At 40.5% G+C, this 19,220-nt stretch carries 17 protein-coding genes and 1 pseudogene; 13 read left to right on the forward strand and 5 right to left on the reverse strand.

Going from position 1 to position 19,220, the window contains the following annotated elements; translation table 11 throughout:
- Nucleotides 1–177 precede the first annotated feature (177 nt).
- From VIM91_RS01610 to VIM91_RS01620, 3 genes are all read left to right on the forward strand, one after another.
- A complete protein-coding gene (locus VIM91_RS01610) occupies nt 178–540 on the forward strand; it encodes a DUF3817 domain-containing protein (RefSeq protein WP_058023733.1) in 363 nt (120 codons plus the stop codon).
- A 539-nt stretch (nt 541–1,079) separates the two neighbouring features.
- The gene (locus tag VIM91_RS01615; RefSeq protein WP_011959997.1) at nt 1,080–1,673 is read left to right on the forward strand and encodes a recombinase family protein; all 594 of its coding nucleotides are present in this window, start codon (nt 1,080–1,082) and stop codon (nt 1,671–1,673) included.
- A 306-nt stretch (nt 1,674–1,979) separates the two neighbouring features.
- Nucleotides 1,980–3,563, forward strand: a complete 1,584-nt coding sequence (locus tag VIM91_RS01620; RefSeq protein WP_082787299.1) for a Fic family protein — start codon at nt 1,980–1,982, stop codon at nt 3,561–3,563.
- A gap of 269 nt (nt 3,564–3,832) precedes the next feature.
- Here VIM91_RS01620 and VIM91_RS11830 read toward each other — a convergent pair.
- Nucleotides 3,833–4,458 (reverse strand): annotated as a pseudogene (locus VIM91_RS11830) (recombinase family protein).
- Between the two features lie 199 nt (nt 4,459–4,657).
- On the opposite strand from VIM91_RS11830, the gene VIM91_RS01630 reads away from it, so the two are divergent.
- The 4 genes from VIM91_RS01630 (at nt 4,658) to VIM91_RS01645 (ending at nt 9,189) form a co-directional block, all read left to right on the forward strand.
- A complete protein-coding gene (locus tag VIM91_RS01630; RefSeq protein ID WP_025643765.1) occupies nt 4,658–5,323 on the forward strand; it encodes a hypothetical protein in 666 nt (221 codons plus the stop codon).
- 22 nt (nt 5,324–5,345) lie between these two features.
- Complete coding sequence (locus VIM91_RS01635; RefSeq protein ID WP_037058559.1) at nt 5,346–7,112, forward strand: hypothetical protein; 1,767 nt, start codon at nt 5,346–5,348, stop codon at nt 7,110–7,112.
- A gap of 337 nt (nt 7,113–7,449) precedes the next feature.
- Nucleotides 7,450–8,085 (forward strand): hypothetical protein, encoded by a 636-nt coding sequence (locus VIM91_RS01640; RefSeq protein ID WP_025643763.1) that lies wholly within the window; start codon nt 7,450–7,452, stop codon nt 8,083–8,085.
- An 18-nt stretch (nt 8,086–8,103) separates the two neighbouring features.
- Nucleotides 8,104–9,189: an ImmA/IrrE family metallo-endopeptidase gene (locus VIM91_RS01645; protein WP_025643762.1), complete on the forward strand. Its 1,086-nt coding sequence runs from the start codon at nt 8,104–8,106 to the stop codon at nt 9,187–9,189.
- A 73-nt stretch (nt 9,190–9,262) separates the two neighbouring features.
- Here the strand turns inward: VIM91_RS01645 and VIM91_RS01650 are convergent, their stop codons facing one another.
- Nucleotides 9,263–9,532: a hypothetical protein gene (locus tag VIM91_RS01650; RefSeq protein WP_025643761.1), complete on the reverse strand. Its 270-nt coding sequence runs from the start codon at nt 9,530–9,532 to the stop codon at nt 9,263–9,265.
- A 129-nt stretch (nt 9,533–9,661) separates the two neighbouring features.
- Nucleotides 9,662–9,874, reverse strand: coding sequence for a helix-turn-helix domain-containing protein (locus tag VIM91_RS01655; protein ID WP_025643759.1), 213 nt, complete (start codon nt 9,872–9,874; stop codon nt 9,662–9,664).
- Between the two features lie 236 nt (nt 9,875–10,110).
- Between VIM91_RS01655 and parA the strand changes: the two genes are divergently transcribed.
- The 6 genes from parA (at nt 10,111) to VIM91_RS01685 (ending at nt 17,798) form a co-directional block, all read left to right on the forward strand.
- Nucleotides 10,111–10,758 (forward strand): ParA family partition ATPase, encoded by a 648-nt coding sequence (gene parA / locus VIM91_RS01660; protein ID WP_025643757.1) that lies wholly within the window; start codon nt 10,111–10,113, stop codon nt 10,756–10,758.
- Entirely contained in the window at nt 10,755–10,958 is a 204-nt protein-coding gene (locus VIM91_RS01665; RefSeq protein ID WP_025643755.1) for a hypothetical protein, read from the forward strand. The genes parA and VIM91_RS01665 overlap by 4 nt, the downstream gene beginning before the upstream one ends.
- 102 nt (nt 10,959–11,060) lie before the next feature.
- Nucleotides 11,061–12,644 carry a type I restriction-modification system subunit M gene (locus tag VIM91_RS01670; RefSeq protein WP_331863083.1) on the forward strand — a complete coding sequence of 528 codons (1,584 nt, stop codon included), beginning with the start codon at nt 11,061–11,063 and terminating at the stop codon, nt 12,642–12,644.
- Nucleotides 12,641–13,630 carry a virulence protein RhuM/Fic/DOC family protein gene (locus VIM91_RS01675; protein ID WP_331863084.1) on the forward strand — a complete coding sequence of 330 codons (990 nt, stop codon included), beginning with the start codon at nt 12,641–12,643 and terminating at the stop codon, nt 13,628–13,630. The genes VIM91_RS01670 and VIM91_RS01675 overlap by 4 nt, the downstream gene beginning before the upstream one ends.
- Nucleotides 13,630–14,913, forward strand: a complete 1,284-nt coding sequence (locus tag VIM91_RS01680) for a restriction endonuclease subunit S (RefSeq protein WP_331863085.1) — start codon at nt 13,630–13,632, stop codon at nt 14,911–14,913. The genes VIM91_RS01675 and VIM91_RS01680 overlap by 1 nt, the downstream gene beginning before the upstream one ends.
- A gap of 8 nt (nt 14,914–14,921) precedes the next feature.
- Entirely contained in the window at nt 14,922–17,798 is a 2,877-nt protein-coding gene (locus VIM91_RS01685; protein WP_331863086.1) for a type I restriction endonuclease subunit R, read from the forward strand.
- Nucleotides 17,799–17,843: 45 nt separating this feature from the next.
- Here the strand turns inward: VIM91_RS01685 and VIM91_RS01690 are convergent, their stop codons facing one another.
- Together VIM91_RS01690 and VIM91_RS01695 are read right to left on the reverse strand one after the other, a co-directional pair.
- Nucleotides 17,844–18,404: a hypothetical protein gene (locus tag VIM91_RS01690; RefSeq protein WP_331863087.1), complete on the reverse strand. Its 561-nt coding sequence runs from the start codon at nt 18,402–18,404 to the stop codon at nt 17,844–17,846.
- A 6-nt stretch (nt 18,405–18,410) separates the two neighbouring features.
- Nucleotides 18,411–18,926, reverse strand: coding sequence for a hypothetical protein (locus VIM91_RS01695; RefSeq protein ID WP_331863088.1), 516 nt, complete (start codon nt 18,924–18,926; stop codon nt 18,411–18,413).
- Nucleotides 18,927–19,220: the final 294 nt, after the last annotated feature.

The following is a 19,220-nucleotide window of genomic DNA, read 5'->3' on the forward strand; positions in this document are numbered from 1 at the left end:
CAATGCATAATTGTATGCGAGTGAACGCAGGATGATTTTGAAGTGGCTAGACGAAGGCGTGACGTGCTAAGTGGTAGATGACAAAAACCAGTACTTCAAAGCTCTGGACAGGGCCATTATTATAAAGACATTGAATACCGCCTAAATTATTTATTGAAATAACAAAAGGATAATATAGTGTCACATGCTCAGCTAACTATCAAACAAATACATAATCTTAGAAAAAAACAAAGTGCCGCATTAAAAAGCCTTACCATTATAGGCTACCTAGAAGGCACCTCTTTCTTATTATTGCTCTGTATCGCCATGCCACTAAAATATATGCTGGACATTCCAGAAGGTGTGAAATACATCGGTATGGCACACGGTATATTGTTTATTACCTATATCATAATACTTATAGGCTCAGCTATCAAAATGAAAATGCCTCTTTGGGCAATACCTGCGGGCGTACTCGGCTCACTCTTACCTTTTGGCCCGTTTATATTCGATCATTTACTAAAAAAGAATTTACAGGAAAGTGTAAGTAAAGAAGCCTAGAACAAGCCCTGCTGCAAATGCTACAAACGTACCTTATTACTCAAGATTATTTTTCCTAACTAAATCACAAGCCGCCATCACTCATCATGGCGACAAATGAATAACATTGAGCAGAAATTAATCACAATAAAATTTTAATTCAGACCCAGTATGAATAATCTAACACTCTAGTCACTTTTCGAACTTATCTTACATACTATCGACAAACCCGTATTGTTTAAAAGCTAAACAGGTTTTGTCATCCGCGATGGATTTCCTATTATCCTAGGGTATACCTTAGCGGAACCAGCTATCTCACCCTTCAAACATATTAACAGACTACTTAAAGCAGACTGTTAGCATGGAACCATCTATAACAGACTTTTGAATTATAAGACTGGCTGCTGTGCTTTTTTCCTATCATTAGCCTATACCCAAAACATAAAACCTTTAAATGATAATCTATCTATCATTAGACTTTTTTATATTATTAAATGATAGTAATATCTTGTTATTATCAATGAGCACTAATTATTAAGTCTAAATAATAGAGGTGGGTTATGACTGTTCGTATTTATGTGAGAGCCAGCACTAAGGATCAAGACGCTACCAGAGCATTGGCTGATTTGGTGGCTTTCAGTACAAGTTATGATGATAACCATGTTGAGTACGTCGAGCATTTCAGTGGTACAAAGCTCGATAGACCATTATTAGCCAAGCTGCTAAAGGACGCTGAGCAAGGCGATATTCTACTGGTTGAAAGCGTGGATAGATTAAGCCGATTATCTCAAGATGATTTTGCAATTCTAAAGCAGCGTATCAAAGACAAAGGCTTGCGATTGGTGGTGGCTGATCTACCAACGACGCATACAGTTAATAATGGCATGACAGGTGAGATCCTAACAGTGATTAACCATATGCTGATCGACTTATTAGCAACGATGGCAAAGCTTGATAACGACAAGCGTAGAGAGCGTATCAAGCAGGGATTGGCTAACAGTGGCTATAAGCCCTCCGGTAAGAAGCCTAATACAACGAAACACAATCGTATTAGAGAATTAGACAGTCAAGGCAATATGACAAAAGAGGAAATCGCTAAGGCAGTTGGTGTTGGCGTAGCTACTGTTTACCGGGTGTTAAAGCCAGGCTCATAGCTGAGGTATTTTATTTTATTTTTGTTCATAAATAGCTGATATATAAGGCTTTACACGCGAGGCAAGAAGGCTTTATTTGCAGAAATAGGTACTCTATTACTACGTAGCTGTGTTAAGAACGGTGTATTTTCATCATTCAATTTCGTTCAATTATGCCCACTTAAAACGCCCTTCGATCTTTATCTAAAGACATCACAGCGTCATATAAAAATCGATTTAATGCAATGAGGCTTCATTATAATCATTATATTGCATTCATAATCGCTTTTCTGCAAAATAGCTTATCTATAATCGCTTGAGCCCCTCATGATGAATACCCCTACTTCAGACCCTATTGGCGCAGCATGGCTTATCCGTTATGCCAGCATCGAGCTGGTGTCCCCTTTATATGTCAGCAGTAGTATCGGTGGGCGCAGACAAACCTATAAAGACGGTGACGTCATTCATAACGCTTATCAGGAAACCGCGCGTCCACTGGACACTATCATTGCGCACTTACAGTTTCACATGCGTCATGAAGTACTGAATTTAGAGTTACTGGTTCGTCTATTTGAGCAGGTAGGTGCTGATGACGTACAAGCATGGGTAAACGCTGAGCCGACAGGCAGCTATGCCCGTAGAATGGCTTTCTTGTATGAGTGGCTCATGGGTCAGCAGTTAGCAGTACCGAGTAATTTAGGCGGTAACTATGTGGATGCTCTAGATGCTAAGAAGCAGGTTACTTCAAGCCCTGCGCATGTCATAAAGAATGCTCGTTGGCGTATCAATGACAATCTTGCAGGAACCCGTCATTTCTGTCCTCAATTGGTGAAAACAGAGTTGTTTACGCAAGCCGCTGCACTCGATATTGCCACAATGGTTGACAAGCTGAACGATGAATTTGGGCAAGACTTACTGATGCGTGCCTCCGTATGGATGACATTACGAGAGAGTAAAGCCAGTTTTACTATAGAAGGTGAAGGGAAAGAGTTAAAACGTATTGAACGTTTCGCCGATGTGATGGCACGGCGTACCGGCAAGGGCGATATTCCGCTTGATCCTGAGTCGCTAGCAGAGTTGCAACAAGAGATACTTGGTAGCAAAACGGTCATCCAGCAGTATGGCGTCCGTCAATCTCCAGTTTTTGTGTCGCATACTCAGGTCAATGGCTTTAAAGAGATTGTGCACTATATTGCGCCACCTGCTGATGACATTGCTGAAAAGCTCAAAGGGTTACAGGCATTTATGGAAAAGACCGAGGGACAATCGGCACTGATACGTAGTGCGGTTGCTTCCTTTGCTTTTGTGTATATTCATCCGCTAGCGGATGGCAATGGCCGAGTACATCGCTTCCTAATTAACGATGTACTCAGACGCGACCAGATCATTCATGAGCCGATTATCTTACCTATATCGCAAGCCATCGCTGAGCATCCCTCAGACCGTCATGCCTATGATAAAATTTTAGACCGTGTATCCGTGCCACTTATGGAGCAAATCCGTGATCATTACAGCTTTGATAAACAAGCGATTACTTACCCTGATGGTATTCGCTCAAACTTAAATTTTGAAGACAGTCACCTTATTCAACCGGCATGGCGCTTTATGGACCTGACGCCTCATGTTCAGTACTTATCAGGACTGATTGCGCATGTTATTGAAAAAGAGATGCATAACGAGTCACAGTACCTAAGACAACATGACCATGCACGACTGGCGATAAAAGAGATTATTGAGATGCCCAACAGCTATGCCGATAGAATCATTCGTAGCATGCTGCAGAATAAGGGTGCTAAAAGTAATAAGCTATTGAAAGATTATCCGTTTTTGGCAAATGATGAGGTTTGGGACGATATTTTCTCTGTGGTTGTAGAGACATTTAAAGATGAAGCAAATGGTTTGAATAGTTAGAACAAACTCTGCTATACGCAGGAAAGTCTGCCTTAATAATCAAGCTCAAGCTAGTATTTGTGTCATCGTTACGATAATGATTCGTTTATAAAAGATTCGGCTAAAATACTGTCACCTGAAACGTAATCAATATTTTTCTTACTTAAACAGAATATATTAGAGGAACTTTGATAACAGACAATTTTTATTTGACAAGGTTATTACAGATCCTCAAAATAATTTTGAGTATTTGAGTATTTGAGTATTTGAGTATTTGAGTATTTATTTAGCTATACAGCTATCAAATGACGCGAGCACTTAGCTGTAGCTTGTATTTCAGAATAACTACGCCCAGATTTCAGAAGGCTAGCGATAATCTTACGCTTCTCGGTATCTTTCCTACGTCCTGAATATTTACTTTCTACCTTAGTACGAGAAATACCTTACATCTGACGGTTACGTCGATCTTCATAGTCCTTTCTAGCAATAGCAGCGAGCATATAAAGCATCATCGAATTGATGGCCTGTAATACGCTGCTCATAAATTCAATGCTGCTATCAGATTGAGGCGTTATATAAGAGGTCGGTAGCTCTTCTGATACTACCGCCAGCTTCTTTTCTAATAGCATTCTTTTGAGAGTATCCCAATCAGCTTGGTTTAAACGTGCTAAGCGGTCAATCTGCTCAACCAAATTATATCGCCTTCATGGGCATCATTTATCAGTTACATTAACTGTGGACGTATTAAAGTTGCGTCTGACTCGTTTTCAACATAGAAGGCGGCAATTTTGTGACCATGATCAGCAGCAAGCTATATGAGCTCACTTTTGGCACGCTTGGCATCTTGATCTTTGATTGGCGCTCTATGCTCTGATAAACATAAACACCTAAAATAGTCTGTTATAAGTAGTTCCATTATTGCAGTCTATTATAAGTAGACTATTAATTGATTAAGAGACCTGTTTTGATAGTGCCCCTGGGGTATAGACTTTATTAACTAACCCAATCAAAAAGAAGTCAAGGTATAAAAATACATAATGTAGTTTTATACCTTGACTTCTTTTTGAAGTAAATGTACTGTAGTTCTCTACTAATTCGATTTACTGGAGACTACCATGAGCATTAGAGAAGCCTTAGAAAAAGTGATATTTGACCAAACAGATGAAAGTACTGTCACTCCTTTATCTATCAGATTACCCAACCATTTGAACAATCAATTGGAAGAATTGACGCTTACTTTAGACAAATCAAAAAGCTATCTATTATTAGAGTTTGTTAAAGCTGGAATTGAAGAAACGAACAACATATTAGAAGAAAGAGCAAAAAACCCTGAAATTGCGAAGCAAAGAGATACTAGTAACATTCTTAGCACTAAGCCTTTCATGCTCAATACCAACTACAATAATGACAAATCTGCGCACGTTAAAATGCTTGAAAACAACGAAGCTGCTGCCTTCTACTCAGGATGGAAAGAGTATATTTGCAACTTGCAAGAAGGGGATAAGGTATATCTTTATCAAAGTGGCGTTGGGTTTGTCGCGTCTGGCACAGTAACAGGGGATTTGATAAAGAGTGAGTATGGTGGCAAACCAGATGCTAAATATTCCAAGGAACTAAAAGACTTTAAATTTGGCTTCAAAGCAATTTCTGCAAAAGAGTTCAAATCATTAACCGATGGTGGCGCTAATTTCAGAATGACTATGGTTCAATTAAGCTCGAAACAAAGACATGCGCTTGATGATGAAATTAATAAAAGAATGAATGCAATTAATTCAAAATAGCCTTAATAGCGGAGTGCTAGATATGAAAAATAGTGATTGGATTCTTCAAGTAAAAGAAACTCGTAGAACTTTTGGCAGCTCAACTTGGGTTCCATTAAGAGAGTTGTCTAATAAAGAACAAGGTGATGTTAAAAACGTTGGCTATGACAGCGAATTTTTTGGGTGCGGATCTGTTGCATTCCCACCAGAACAAAAGGAAAGAGCTGATGGATTTGACTGGAATCAAGTTGGCATTAGCCATACCACTAGACCATATGCTTATGAAAACGGCTATTATTCTCCAATCGAACAATATGAATATAATGACAAAGAACCCATAGGTGTGAATCTTGTCTTTGAATACAATCAGCCTGTAACTGGAATAAGAGAGTGGATACTAAGTCCTGATTTAGTCATTGCTCTTGGTTTAATAAAAGATGGAAATAACTGGGTTAGACCTGCAGAAAATTTCATTGTTGTTGCTCGTGAAACTATTAACGAGAATGGTGATCATACTTTAATTGAAATTAAGCAAGAGTTTCTTATTGATTATTTAGCAGCAAGAAATCTATCTCTTCGCCTTTCGTACTACCGCCAAAGAGTAGCTAATGTTATAAGTTTAAAAGACAGCGTATATGCCGATCTGACAGATAAAGAAGAGTCTAGAGATGGTGGAAGATTTGAGCTTTTGATTCGAGACTTAGAAGACGTTTTCGGTGGAAGCTGGGCTGCATTTAGAGTCTGGCGAACTGATATTGATGAAGACGAAGATGCTCCAGTGATGGGGCAAGAAAGTGATGAAAATACTGACTCAGAAAGCTCGCAAGGTAGCCATCAAGGTGTTTATAAAGGAGTTCGAGTAGAAGGAGAGTTTTGGCGAGACGAATGGATTGAGCATCAAAATATAAGCGTACGGGTTCGGGGAGATAAAGATCAGACACTTCCTCAGTTCATTGTTAAAACTGATGGAACGCGAATGACGTCTCATTCTTTGAATAATGAAAATATTGGCAGATGGCTCTGGTTCCGTTCTAACGTAGTTAGCGAACTTCTTAGTTACCAAGGGTTTTCACTGCAATGGTATACGGCAGAAACAGGCGGTATTCACTCTACGTCTGGGTGTAGAATTCACTTTGGAATTAATTCATCTGATTTAATAACTGTTTATGCTTATGATGTTGCCCGTCTTGCGCCATGGGAACAGCATATTTGGGCTGCTCATAACATTGCTCCAGAGGGGAAGGTGTCATCTGAGTTATTAATGTCGCAGGTTGAAGCTAAACCTGCTTCTACGCATGCTGTTGAAGAACTTTTATTTATAAGTATGAAGCTGTTAGAGGATGGTTTTAGAAATGAGTTTAATACTGATTTGTTCTCGCATGAAATAGATGAACCTGAGTTTAAAAAACAAATTTCACGCTTCTCAAGCAAAGACCAAACCTCATTACTAAGATTAGCAAAGGAATTAATTCGTATATTCTCTGATCGTCTCAATGTTAGCAATCTACGCCAACTCTCAACACATAAGAATAAGAAGACACTCGGGTCAAATAAACTATTAGAAGATATTTTGGCACAAAAAGTAGGAGTCGATAGAGCTCGCCAAATCTTTGGTGTAATCGCTGGTGCTTATGATATGCGTCTAGGCGATGCACATCCTACTAGTTCTAAAATTGGAGATGCTCTAAAATTAGCGAAAATTGACGAAGACGAGTCTTTCCTTAAGCAAGGCGAACAATTAATTTGTAATTTTGGAGAATCCATTTGGTGGATAGGAAAATTACTTTTTAGTCAGTCAGAGGTTAAATAAGTACCAGACTGTTCCTATAAGGATAATTATGGCAAATACTAGCAGCTCGATGTCTACTATATAGCGCACCGATCACAGATAGAATATATAGGGCAAGTACACAACGAAGTACACTCAGACTATTTTAGCGAGTTGAAACGTTGCTACCATTAGCCCACAACCAAAGCTTCGAATCCTCACTAGGGTGCCATCCTTATGGCTATAAGAATAACTATGCTAAATACTCAACGCAACTGAACTTAATTCGCTCTATTTATCTTATTGACGCTTAGCTATTTACTTACATGGCATTTCCGATTATTATACATCAAATTGATGATAATATATCGGAAATGCCATGTTCTCTTTACAACCATCGTTTGATGCTATTTCAGACAAATTTATTGATGAAAATTCTGAGGTCGTTAGCGCTCTTGCTGCCATTCACCCCAGTCTTACAACTCAACTAGTTTACGAGGTGATTCTGGCCGCTAATGAAAAAACTCAACATGTTGGAAGCTCTTTTCCAGCTAATGCTCCGTTAGCAATGTGGCAATTTCACATTACAGGTTTTCTTAGAGAAAAACTATGTGCTCTTGGTTGGACTAAAGTTGATGGTAAAGGTGGGGTTGCATATGTAATATCGCCGTGTAAGGAGCATGCAATTCGTGTTTTTGCAGGTAACAAGTATGTAGGTTTACGAGATGGAAACGTAAGCAATAGATCAATTAAGGGAAATACCCTTAAAGATGATATTTATCCGCTATTAAACTCTGATAAAGGAACGACCATTTGGACTTTACTTCATTACCGATTTGGTGAGTTAATGAGATTAGAGCTTTCGCAGCCAAAATCATTTGCAAAAGGTAAGATCAATGACTGGGGTACGCGGATCAAAATCCCTGATGTTAAGTTCAACATTCCTACAACACCGCGTATGAAAGAAAAAGTTGAGGTAGGAGTAGTTCCTGTCAAGCGTAAGAAAAAAGCTTAATCAATTCAAGGCTAATATATGTTTAATCCAAATCGATTACAGTTTGCAATCGATAGGCGAGCTGTGAGCAAAGCTGAATTAGCAGAAAAGCTAAATATTACTCCTAGAACATTAACAAATTATCTAAAAGGAAATACTGAGCCTAATTTAGTTGATATTTCAAGGGTGCTAAGCTTCCCTATCGATTTTTTTAAAGGTAGTGACTTACCAATCATTGATGAACATAGTGTTAGTTTTAGATCTCGTTCTAGAATGACTAAGAAAGTCAAAGCCGAAGCTTTAACTTATGGCATTACTGGCTTTATGCTTAATGATTGGTTTGAAGAGGAGTTTGAACTTGTTCAATCAGAACTTCCTGATTTATCTCATCTATCTCCTGAAGAAGCGGCTAATTCGCTCCGTTACGACTGGGGCCTGGGTGATAAACCTATTGGGAACTTAATTGCTCTATTAGAGTCAAAAGGTATACGTATTTTTTCTATTTTTGTAAAATCGGAATATATTGATGCTTTTAGCGTTTGGTATGATGACACACCTTTTATCTTTCTTAATAACCAAAAAACTATGGAGAGAAGTCGTTTTGATGCATGTCACGAACTAGGTCATTTAGTTAGAGACATATACAGTATGAAAATGTCTGAAAGTTTTAGTAAATCACTTGATGAAGACTTGGATTCAAAAGTAGTCGAAAGATGTGCAGATGAGTTTGCATCTGCGTTCTTGATGCCCGAAGTTGCATTAATGGAATATAGACATGTAAATCCTACCATCAACAATCTTATTGAGCTGAAAAAAGTGTTCGGCGTATCTTTAGTAGCACTGGCATATAGAATGCATAAGCTAGGGTTCATAAGTGAGTGGGTTTATACAAGAGTGCTCTGCCCAGAAATAGCAAAATATAATTATCGTAAGTCAGAGCCTTATCCAATGGATAGAGAGACTTCCCAAGTACTCAATACAATAACTAGTGAGTTAACTTCAGAAGGAATGAGCCTAGACGATATTGCTAAAAAAATTAATCTTAGAAAAGCTGATATAACTCCATTGCTATTTCAACTTGCTGAAAGCACAAAGCCTTTTCATTTATTTCAAGTTTTAAAATAATGTGTAAAAACATGAGTAAAGTTTAGCTACTAGTTTGATCAGCTAAACTTTGCTCGTTCTTTTAATCAAGTATTTATACAGCTTCTTTAGCATTCATTAAATCAATAAACGCCGCCTCAAGCACACCAATCGCCTCATCATCAACGATTAACCCCTCATCTATCTGGCGCTGTACCCATACATGAAGCGCCTCATCATTATAGAAAATCGGATTCACGCCCAATATTTTGGCCAGCTGTGAACCTTGCTGTATTTGTAAGTTTTCAATAAGTTGCTTGGTTAAAACCTTCACATTGTGATCAAACCAAGATGACGTTGTTGGTTGCTGCGCTGACGTATACATAATAACCTCCTGTAGGTTAATTAGATTTTTTAATTAATTAAATGTCCTGCTACAGGTAAAATTATACACGCATTTTGACTCATTGCAAGATAAAATAACCTACTGTAGATTATTTTGTATTTTTAGAAGTTATATTTCTGGATTGTCAACAAGCTCATATAGGTCGCCTACCTCAATTTCAAAATAGCGGCATAGCTTTTCAATCACTTCTAAATCTACTCGAGTGGCTTCTTCATGATACATACGCGTGATTGTGCCTCTGTTGATAGAAGTTTCTCTTGCAACATCTGCAATTTTAAGGCGCTTTTCACCCATTATTGTTGATAAATGACACTTAATCATGATCGTCTCCTATTTCAAATATAGTGCTACTAGCATACAAATTATTCGCTAGACACGCATAGTGCTATTAAGCAGTGCATTTTACTACGTGTCATATCGGTTTAATAGCAAGACCTGTCCAATACTAATAAGCTCAATACTTTCAGTTGTGCTTACTAGCCCTTTGCGATAATATACTTATATGAGTACTTACTCATTTGAGTGTATGAATATATAATCATCATAAGGCCTTTACCATGAAAGTAATCGCAGTACTGAACCAAAAAGGCGGCAGCGGCAAGACCACGATAGCCACGCATTTGGCACGTGGGCTACAACTTCAGGGTCATAGTGTGCTACTCGTTGATAGTGATCAGCAAGGCAGTGCTCGCGATTGGAGAGCTGTTAATGAAGACAATCCTGTTCCTGTTATCGGCCTTGATAGGCCAACGCTTGATAAGGATTTAAAAAATGTTTCTGATAAAGAGTTCGTCGTAATTGATGGCTCACCGCAAGCGACCAATTTGGCACTATCTGCCATAAAAGCCGCTGACTTTGTGTTGATACCCGTACAGCCAAGCCCCTATGATGTATGGGCGACCAGTGATTTGGTTGATTTGGTGCAGCAGCGCATCGAGATGACCGATGGTAAGCTCAAAGCCGCCTTTGTGGTCTCTCGCGCGATCCAAAACACTAACATCGGCAAAGAAGTTGCCGCAGTGCTACAAGATTATAATCTGCCCGTTCTTGATGCCAGAATCGTGCAGCGGGTCAGCTATCCAAATAGCGCTTCAGTTGGCAAAACGGTATTTGAGACAGAATCTGCTAAGAGCAGTGCCGTGACTGAGATCACGCAACTGGTCAACGAGGTTAAAACGTTTTTTGATAAGGAAGTAGAGTTATGAAAGCTGGCCGCCCAAGTAAAGATAAAAAAGACGCGCTTGAGTTGTCTGACGTCACTGATAAGCCTAAAAAGAGCACACGAGTCAATTTCAATCTTGATGAAGATACCTACTTTGAGCTTAAACAATACGTCCTTGATAATCGCACAACCGTCACTAAGCTACTCACTGAGATGATTGAGTCACGGCTGAATGAGCGTTAATGTCCATCCATAGCGTTGATTTTTAATAATTTATTGTAGGTATATATATACACCTATACACCTATACACCTATACACCTAACGATGTTAATTTAGGATAATCATGAGTCAATCACAACAGCTTCAACAGCTAAAAAAGCAGCTTTGGAATATTGCCAACGACCTACGCGGTAAGATGGGTGCAGATGAGTTTCGGGACTACATATTAGGGTTTATTTTTTATAAATACTTATCTGATAAATTCATCCGCTTTGCCAATAATATCTTGGCTGAAGAAGGCGAAGGCTTCGATAACTTTGCAAATTTTGACACCAGTAATCCTGAGCATCTTGAATATATCGAGGAAGTCAAAGAAAACGCCATTGATGAGATTGGCTACGCGCTTGCACCCAATCAGCTGTTTCATCAACTGGCCAAACGCGGCAAACAAGACCAGGCATTCATTCTTGATGATTTGGCTGATACGCTAAAGGCCATCGAGCAGGGCACATTAGGCACAGACTCAGAAGAAGATTTTGCTAACCTATTTGAAGACATAGATCTTACCTCAACCAAGCTTGGCAACAGCCCTGATGACCGCAATGAGCTGATCGTCAAAGTACTAAGCCACCTAGATGCCATTGATTTTGATCTGAGTAACACCGAAAGCGATGTGTTAGGTGATGCTTATGAGTATCTGATCGGTGAGTTTGCCAGTGGCGCAGGCAAAAAAGCGGGAGAGTTTTACACGCCGCAGATGGTATCCACGTTACTTGCCAAAATCGTAACCAGCGGCAAGGACACCATAAGCTCAGTCTATGACCCTACGTGTGGCTCGGGTTCTTTGCTGCTGCGCGTCAAGCGTGAGGCGAATGACGTAGATAGAATCTACGGTCAAGAGATGAACCGCACCACCTATAACCTAGCACGCATGAACATGATTTTGCATGACGTGAACTTTACCAAGTTTGATATCAAGCAAGAAGACACGCTCAAGCGTCCGCAGCACGTCGGAATGCGCTTTGATGCCATTGTGGCCAATCCGCCTTTCTCTGCGAAGTGGTCAGCTGATCCCTTGTTGCTTCAAGATGAGCGCTTCTCAGACTATGGCAAACTTGCGCCCAAGACCAAAGCCGACATGGCCTTTGTCCAGCACATGCTACATCACTTAGATGATAATGGCACAATGGCAGTGGTATTGCCGCATGGCGTCCTGTTTCGCGGTTCCAGCGAGGGCGATATTCGTGAATACATCATCAAAAACCTCAATGCCTTAGACGCAGTGATTGGACTGCCTGCCAATATCTTCTATGGCACCAGTATTCCGACCTCTGTTTTAGTCTTCAAAAAGAACCGTAAGCATGATAAAGACGTCTTCTTTATCGATGCCAGTGACTGCTTTGATAAACAAAAAAATCAAAATATGCTACTACCTGAGCATATCGATACCATCATCAAGACCTATCAAGCCCGTGAAAACGTCGATAAATTTGCCCATGTCGCCTCTTTAAAGGATATTCATGATAATGACTATAATCTCAACATTCCGCGCTATGTAGACACGTTTGAGGCTGAGCCTGAAGTGGATCTCGCAGCCGTTGCCAAAGCGCTGCAAGATTTAGAAAAAAAGAGCCAAGCAACAGACGCTACTATCAATGGCTTTTGTAAAGAGCTGGGCATTGATTCGCCCTTTAAGGTAGAGTCATGAGTAGCGTAGCCAGTCAAATCCAGCTATATCAAGTAGACAACCAAGTCAGCCTTGAAGTGAATGTTGAGCAAGATACCGTATGGCTAAGCCAAGCCCAAATGAGTGATCTGTTTGGCCGTGATGTTTCAGTGATTTCACGCCATATCAATAACGCGATTGGTGATGAAGAGGTGGATCCAAAAAGCAATTTGCAAAAAGTGCAAATTGCTTTTTCTGACAAACCCGTGACCTTATATGATTTGGACGTCATTATCAGCGTGGGTTATCGCATCAAATCCAAGCAAGGCGTGATGTTTCGCAAATGGGCGACGCGCATCTTAAAAGAGCATCTCATCCAAGGCTTTAGCATTAATCAACAGCGTTTGCAGCAAAACACCGCTGAGCTTGAGCAAGCCATCGCCTTAATCAAAAAAACGGCTCAATCTGAGCAGCATAGCAAAGACAGCGCGCTGGGGTTGGTCGAGATCATCAGCCGCTACACCCAAACTTTTTTATGGTTGCAGCGCTACGATGAGGGTTTGTTGCATGAGCCTGTGGGGCAACCAGGCGGCGAGGTTTTAGACGCACCAAGTGCCATGCAAGCACTGAATCAGCTCAAATCAAACCTGATGGATAAAAAAGAGGCCACAGAGCTATTTGCTAAGCCTCGCGGTGATGGACTGGCTGCCATATTGGGTAATATTCAACAAACGGCGTTTGGTGAGGAAGTTTACCCCAGTATCGAATCCAAGGCGGCGCATCTGTTATATTTTGTCGTCAAAAACCATCCTTTTGCTGATGGTAACAAGCGCAGTGCGGCGTTCTTGTTTGTTGATTTTTTATACCGTAACAACCGCTTATTTAATGATGAGGGTACAGCCATTATCAATGATACGGGGCTTGCAGCGCTCACACTGCTGATCGCCGAATCAGACCCCACTCAAAAAGAGGTGCTCATCCGTCTGGTGATGAATCTACTGGTGATACAAGATAAGGATGTAATGTGATGGCAACGCCAAAATTGCGGTTTAAAGGATTTTATGAAAAATGGCAACTGACGCAGTTGAAAGATAAAGCCGATTTTCTAGCAGGATATGCTTTTAGTAGTAAGTTAATGAGTAATAATATATGTCAATATCAATTGATAAAGATGTCGAATATTTATAAAAACAAACTAGATATAAATAGAAATCCGTCATATTGGCAGTCAATTAATAAAAAAACTGAGAAATACCTTTTATCCAAAGGTGACATTGTTTTAACTCTTACTGGAACAGTGGGAAAAAAGGATTACGGTTACAGCGTAGAAATAAACAAAAATGACAAGTATCTTCTTAATCAAAGATTAGTAAGAATAAAAGGTAAGGAAGAAGAGTCTACTTCTAAATTTCTACACTATCGAGTTTCAACTAGTATTTTTTACTACCATTTTTTCAATGCTGCTAAAGGTGGAACTGGAAATCAAGCTAATGTAAGTGTTGAAGACATTAAACTCATAAAAATTCTTTTCCCAAGCATAAAAGAACAAACCAAAATCGCCACATTCCTATCCGCTGTCGATACCAAAATCGACGAGCTGACGCAAAAGCATGAGCTACTCGTTGAATATAAAAAAGGCATGATGCAGCAGATTTTTAGCCAAAAACTGCGCTTTAAAGCTGATGATGGTAGTGATTTTGAGGATTGGGAAGAGAGCAAGTTTTCTGAATTCTTTACTTTTCACATGACTAACTCTCTATCTAGAGCAAAGCTATCAGAGCAGGGTAATGTGATGAATATCCATTATGGTGATATTCATACTAAGTTTTCAACCTTATTCGATACAACAAAAGAAGATGTATCATTTATTAAAAATAAGACAGATGCTTTAAAGATAAAAAGTGATCAGTTTTTACAAATTGGTGATTTGATCATTGCGGATGCCTCTGAAGATTATGACGATATTGGAAAAACCTTAGAAATTATCAACCTTGATGGAAAGAAAGCAGTGGCTGGACTTCATACATATATTGCTAGACCAAATCAAACTTACGCTACAGGTTTTTGTGGTTACATGATGCAAGCCGAGAAAATCAGAAAGCAAATAAAGGTTTTAGCAACTGGCATTTCAGTGTTGGGGATATCAAAAACAAACCTTAATAAGTTAGATTTAGCGATGCCATCTCTACCCGAACAAACCAAAATCGCCAGCTTCTTAACTGCCATTGACCAAAAAATTGACAACGTCGCCGAGCAAATCGACCACGCCAAAACGTGGAAAAAAGGCTTATTACAGCAAATGTTTGTATAAGGTATAACATGACTGAGCAAAGTGAGTACCAACTCGAAGACAGCCTAATGACGCAAATGGAGCGCCTAGGCTATGATCGCGTTATCATCACCACCGAGGCGGCACTCCTTGCCAACCTAAAGACGCAAATCGTCCGCGCCAACAAGCTGGATCAGCCATTATCTGATGATGAGTGGAAGCAAGTTATCAGTCATCTTGGCAGTGGCAGCGCCTTTGAGCGTGCCAAAAAACTGCGCGATAAGTTCAACATCAAGTTCGATGATGGCAGCTCACGCCATATCCAGTTTTTTTGGCCAGACGCCAAGGACAACATTTGGCAGCTGAGCAATCAGATTATGGTTGACCACAGCAGCCAAAACGGGCGCACCAGTCGCTTTGATGTCACCATCTTGGTTAACGGCTTGCCCCTAGTGCAAATCGAGCTCAAGCGCCGTGGCGGCATTGAGATTGCCGAAGCGTTCCATCAGACCATGCGTTACTCAAAAGCCGCCTACAAGGCAGGACATGGCTTATTTGAGTTCGTTCAGCTGTTCGTCATCAGTAATGGCGCAAACACGCGCTACTATGCCAAAGGCACTCAGCACTTTAATTTCACCTTTCCCTGGGCGGACAGCGACAACAAACCGATCAATGAAATCGTTGATTTTGCTGAGGTGTTTTTAACCCCCACGCACCTTACCGAGATGATCGCTCAGTTTATCGTGCTTTATGAGTCCTCAAAGACCATGATGGTACTCAGGCCCTATCAGGTCCACGCAACCAAGCGCCTAATTGAGCGCGCCACCACATCAGACAAAAACGGCTATATTTGGCATACCACAGGATCAGGCAAAACGCTGACCTCATTTAAAGCCAGTCAAATCATCATGGGGCTACCCGATGTCGAAAAAGTGGTGTTCGTTGTCGATAGAAATGATTTGGACACCCAAACCGCCAATGAGTTCAACGCCTTTAAAGACGGCAGCGTAGACAGTACCACCAATACCAAAAACTTAGTCAAGCAGCTCGGCGAGACCCACGACAAGCTAATCGTCACCACCATTCAAAAGCTCAACCGCGCTATCAAATCAGAGCGCCATCAAGAAAAAATCCGCTACTTACAAGACAAAAAAGTCGTCTTTATCTTTGATGAATGTCACCGCAGCCAATTTGGTGAAACGCACCGAAACATCAAACGCTTTTTTCAACAATCGCAGATGTTCGGCTTTACTGGCACACCCATATTGATTGACAACGCTCACAACAAAGCTGGGCTTAAGCTCACTACCGCCTACCTATTTGATGAGTGCTTGCACCGCTACACCATCGTGGATGCCATTCGTGACAGAAACGTGCTGCCCTTTCAGATTGACTATGTGGGTAAATTCACCAAAAACGACAGTGCTGCCGATGAAAAAGTCACCGCCATTGACACTCAAGAGGTCTATAACGACCCTAAACGCATTGATGATATCGCTCGCTATATCATCGAAAAGCACGACACCAAGACCAAACGCCGCGAGTTTAACGCTATATTTTGCGTCAGCTCCGTTGATATACTCACGCAGTACTACGACGCTTTTGAGCGTATTCAAGCGCAAAAGCAAGCCGATGACCCTACATTCAAGCCACTCACCATTGCTACGATATTTTCTTATGCGGCCAACGAAGCGACCGATGCCAGTTTCGAAGACAATGGGCTCATTGCAGAGTCCAGCTTTGAAACCCCTGCCCAAATCGATGAGAGCCGCCGCGACAAGTTAGATCGCTACATTGGCCAATACAATCATACATTCGCTACAAACTTTGATTCAGGCAAGAACTACTACCCTTACTATCGTGATATTGCCACCAAAGTAAAGCAGCGCAAGATCGATATTCTGATCGTCGTGAACATGTTTCTGACAGGATTCGACGCCAAAACCTTAAATACGCTATACGTGGATAAAAACCTAAAGTATCACGGATTAGTACAAGCCTTCTCACGCACCAATCGTATTTATAACGACAAAAAACCCTTCGGTAATATCGTCTGCTTTCGTAACCTAAAACAAAACACCGACGACGCTCTAGCCCTGTTTGCCAACAAGCAAGCGAAAGATATCGCCGTCATTCCTGAAATGCATGAGCTACGAAAGCACTACGATCAAGCTGCCAAGAATCTCTTAGACATCTGCGCTGATTATAAGGCCGTTGATACACTAGAGATTGAAGATGAGCAGTTAGCATTTATCAAAGCCTTTCGTGAAGTGATGCGCTATAACGAGCAGTTAGGTACCTTCGTAGACTACGACCAGGCTGATACAGATCTGAATAAAGAAGACTTCGCCAATTTTGCCAGTAAATATATAGACCTATACCGCAACATTCGCACCCAGAACAAGAATAGCCAGGATAAAACCTCAATACTCGATGACATCAACTTTCAGATTGAAATGCTACATAGCGATCGTATCAATGTCGGCTACATACTAGAGCTACTCAAGCAAGCCAATAAGCAGCAAGACGATGGCAACGAAGAGAAGGCAGCCCAGTACCAAGCCCAGGTGAACGATTTAATCATGAATGAGCCGACCTTCCGCGACAAGCAAGAGCTTATCCAAAAGTTCATCAAGGAGCAGATGCCTAAAATGCCAGATGGTCAGACAGTAGAGGAGGCTTTTGCACACTTTTGGGACGTAGAGAAGGAGGCTGCGTACCAAGAGCTATGTAAAGATAACAATCTGAAAGCCGATGTCATGCAAGAGATCCTCAGAAAGTATAAGACTAGCAAGCGGCTACCTGACCGTAACGAAGTGAAAGCGCTACCTAACTATAAAGTTAAGCTATTTGAGCGCAAACCCCTTCACGAGCGACTCATGAGCAAGACTCGTGACTTTATCCAGAAGTTTTATGCTGATATGTAAAAGACTATCCATGATCCTGTGCAACTGCACTTTAACCTAAACCCATCACCAGGGCATCATGGTCAATACACGTTGGCCATTTATGTAATAGCTCATCAGCATCAAAACCTTCTCAGGGGGCAGAGTCAGCTCTTTAGTTGTTCCATTGAGATGAGTTATGCAAGTGATATCATCTGTATAAACCTTAGTCTCTTTATCATAAAACCCAAAAATTCCACCAACCAGCCGAACATCACTCAAAAGCTTTGCATGTTTTTTATCCACTGCCTTACTTATGGTAAGGGTTCCTAATGGCTTATCAGCTATTAGCATCAGAGTAACGAACTGCATCACACGATCATATAATTTTGGATTTTCCATCATCTCATTGTAAAAAGCGTATGCTTGATCGCTTGTGCAGAAGTTTTCAAACAAAGTAAATGCACGAGCTACCATTTCCGCAACGCTATGATCATCTTCTGCAAATTTAATGGCTATCGTATTTCTTGCAAGTGGCAGCATCACAGATAAAGCGCCTTCACTATCTGCCACTACACCATCGACCATATACGGCTCTATATTTGCATCAAAGCTTGATAGCGCAGCTTTGTGGCTTTCAATAAACATAACCTATTACCCATGATAGTTTGGATTACTTCCACCAGTAGCATGACTATTGTCATCTAGTAGCGAATCCTGTTCTCTATAATTAGCCAGAGAGTCAGATTGCGTTTGGTTATTGCTATCAGTATTTCTGCCTTCAACGCCTGTATTTTGATCAGTAGCTTCTTTATTATTTTCTTTTACGTTGGCTAAAAATGGATCCTCTTCCTCACCCAATCCTATATCACCACCTAAACTCTCGATCATACTTTTGAATAAAAACTTATCTGATTTCCTTGTTAAAAAATCTGGAAAGTGAATGGCGAAGTAATCTCGAATCATTTGCTCAGTTTCACCTTCAGTTGCCAATACTTGACCCAAAAATGCCCCCATTAGAATCTTCTGCTTGTTTAATCGTTTATCCAGCTTCACCTGCTGAACCTTAGCTTGGCGTTTTAACTCTTCTAACCGTTGGCGTTCTTTTAACTCATTGGAATCTTGGCTATCAAAAATAGATGTAGGTGACTTACTACTAAATGCTGACATCAAATTTATCCTTAATAATTAATTTTATTCAGCATAGCAAGCACTAAACAACAATTCAATAAATTATGATATGCTTTAACACAGCTGCATCTAATTCCTAGAACATTTTATTTTACCGCCTGATGGTGGCGTCCCCCTGACTAAGGGCGAAGTAACGACTCAAAATTTAATCTATCCACTTCGTTACTATCTTAATTTTGAATCCTTCTTCGTTGGGGAAACCCCAAACCCCGCACACCACGAAAAGCGGTGGTGTGCAAAAAGCAAAAATAGCAGGTGACTCTTTATGACAAT

Origin of the sequence: Thiomicrospira sp., assembly GCF_036568485.1 — a bacterium.
Lineage (GTDB): Bacteria > Pseudomonadota > Gammaproteobacteria > Thiomicrospirales > Thiomicrospiraceae > Thiomicrospira.

What these genes read in the sequence shown, in the direction of transcription:
- VIM91_RS01655 (WP_025643759.1), bottom strand. Translation starts at nt 9,874, where the DNA reads ATGATTAAGTGTCATTTATCAACAATAATGGGTGAAAAGCGCCTTAAA.
- VIM91_RS01670 (WP_331863083.1), top strand. Translation starts at nt 11,061, where the DNA reads ATGAGTCAATCACAACAGCTTCAACAGCTAAAAAAGCAGCTTTGGAAT.
- VIM91_RS01675 (WP_331863084.1), top strand. Translation starts at nt 12,641, where the DNA reads ATGAGTAGCGTAGCCAGTCAAATCCAGCTATATCAAGTAGACAACCAA.
- VIM91_RS01650 (WP_025643761.1), bottom strand. Translation starts at nt 9,532, where the DNA reads ATGTATACGTCAGCGCAGCAACCAACAACGTCATCTTGGTTTGATCAC.
- VIM91_RS01645 (WP_025643762.1), top strand. Translation starts at nt 8,104, where the DNA reads ATGTTTAATCCAAATCGATTACAGTTTGCAATCGATAGGCGAGCTGTG.
- VIM91_RS01690 (WP_331863087.1), bottom strand. Translation starts at nt 18,404, where the DNA reads ATGTTTATTGAAAGCCACAAAGCTGCGCTATCAAGCTTTGATGCAAAT.
- VIM91_RS01635 (WP_037058559.1), top strand. Translation starts at nt 5,346, where the DNA reads ATGAAAAATAGTGATTGGATTCTTCAAGTAAAAGAAACTCGTAGAACT.
- VIM91_RS01695 (WP_331863088.1), bottom strand. Translation starts at nt 18,926, where the DNA reads ATGTCAGCATTTAGTAGTAAGTCACCTACATCTATTTTTGATAGCCAA.
- VIM91_RS01665 (WP_025643755.1), top strand. Translation starts at nt 10,755, where the DNA reads ATGAAAGCTGGCCGCCCAAGTAAAGATAAAAAAGACGCGCTTGAGTTG.
- VIM91_RS01640 (WP_025643763.1), top strand. Translation starts at nt 7,450, where the DNA reads ATGTTCTCTTTACAACCATCGTTTGATGCTATTTCAGACAAATTTATT.
- VIM91_RS01620 (WP_082787299.1), top strand. Translation starts at nt 1,980, where the DNA reads ATGATGAATACCCCTACTTCAGACCCTATTGGCGCAGCATGGCTTATC.
- VIM91_RS01680 (WP_331863085.1), top strand. Translation starts at nt 13,630, where the DNA reads ATGGCAACGCCAAAATTGCGGTTTAAAGGATTTTATGAAAAATGGCAA.
- parA (WP_025643757.1), top strand. Translation starts at nt 10,111, where the DNA reads ATGAAAGTAATCGCAGTACTGAACCAAAAAGGCGGCAGCGGCAAGACC.
- VIM91_RS01630 (WP_025643765.1), top strand. Translation starts at nt 4,658, where the DNA reads ATGAGCATTAGAGAAGCCTTAGAAAAAGTGATATTTGACCAAACAGAT.
- VIM91_RS01685 (WP_331863086.1), top strand. Translation starts at nt 14,922, where the DNA reads ATGACTGAGCAAAGTGAGTACCAACTCGAAGACAGCCTAATGACGCAA.
- VIM91_RS01615 (WP_011959997.1), top strand. Translation starts at nt 1,080, where the DNA reads ATGACTGTTCGTATTTATGTGAGAGCCAGCACTAAGGATCAAGACGCT.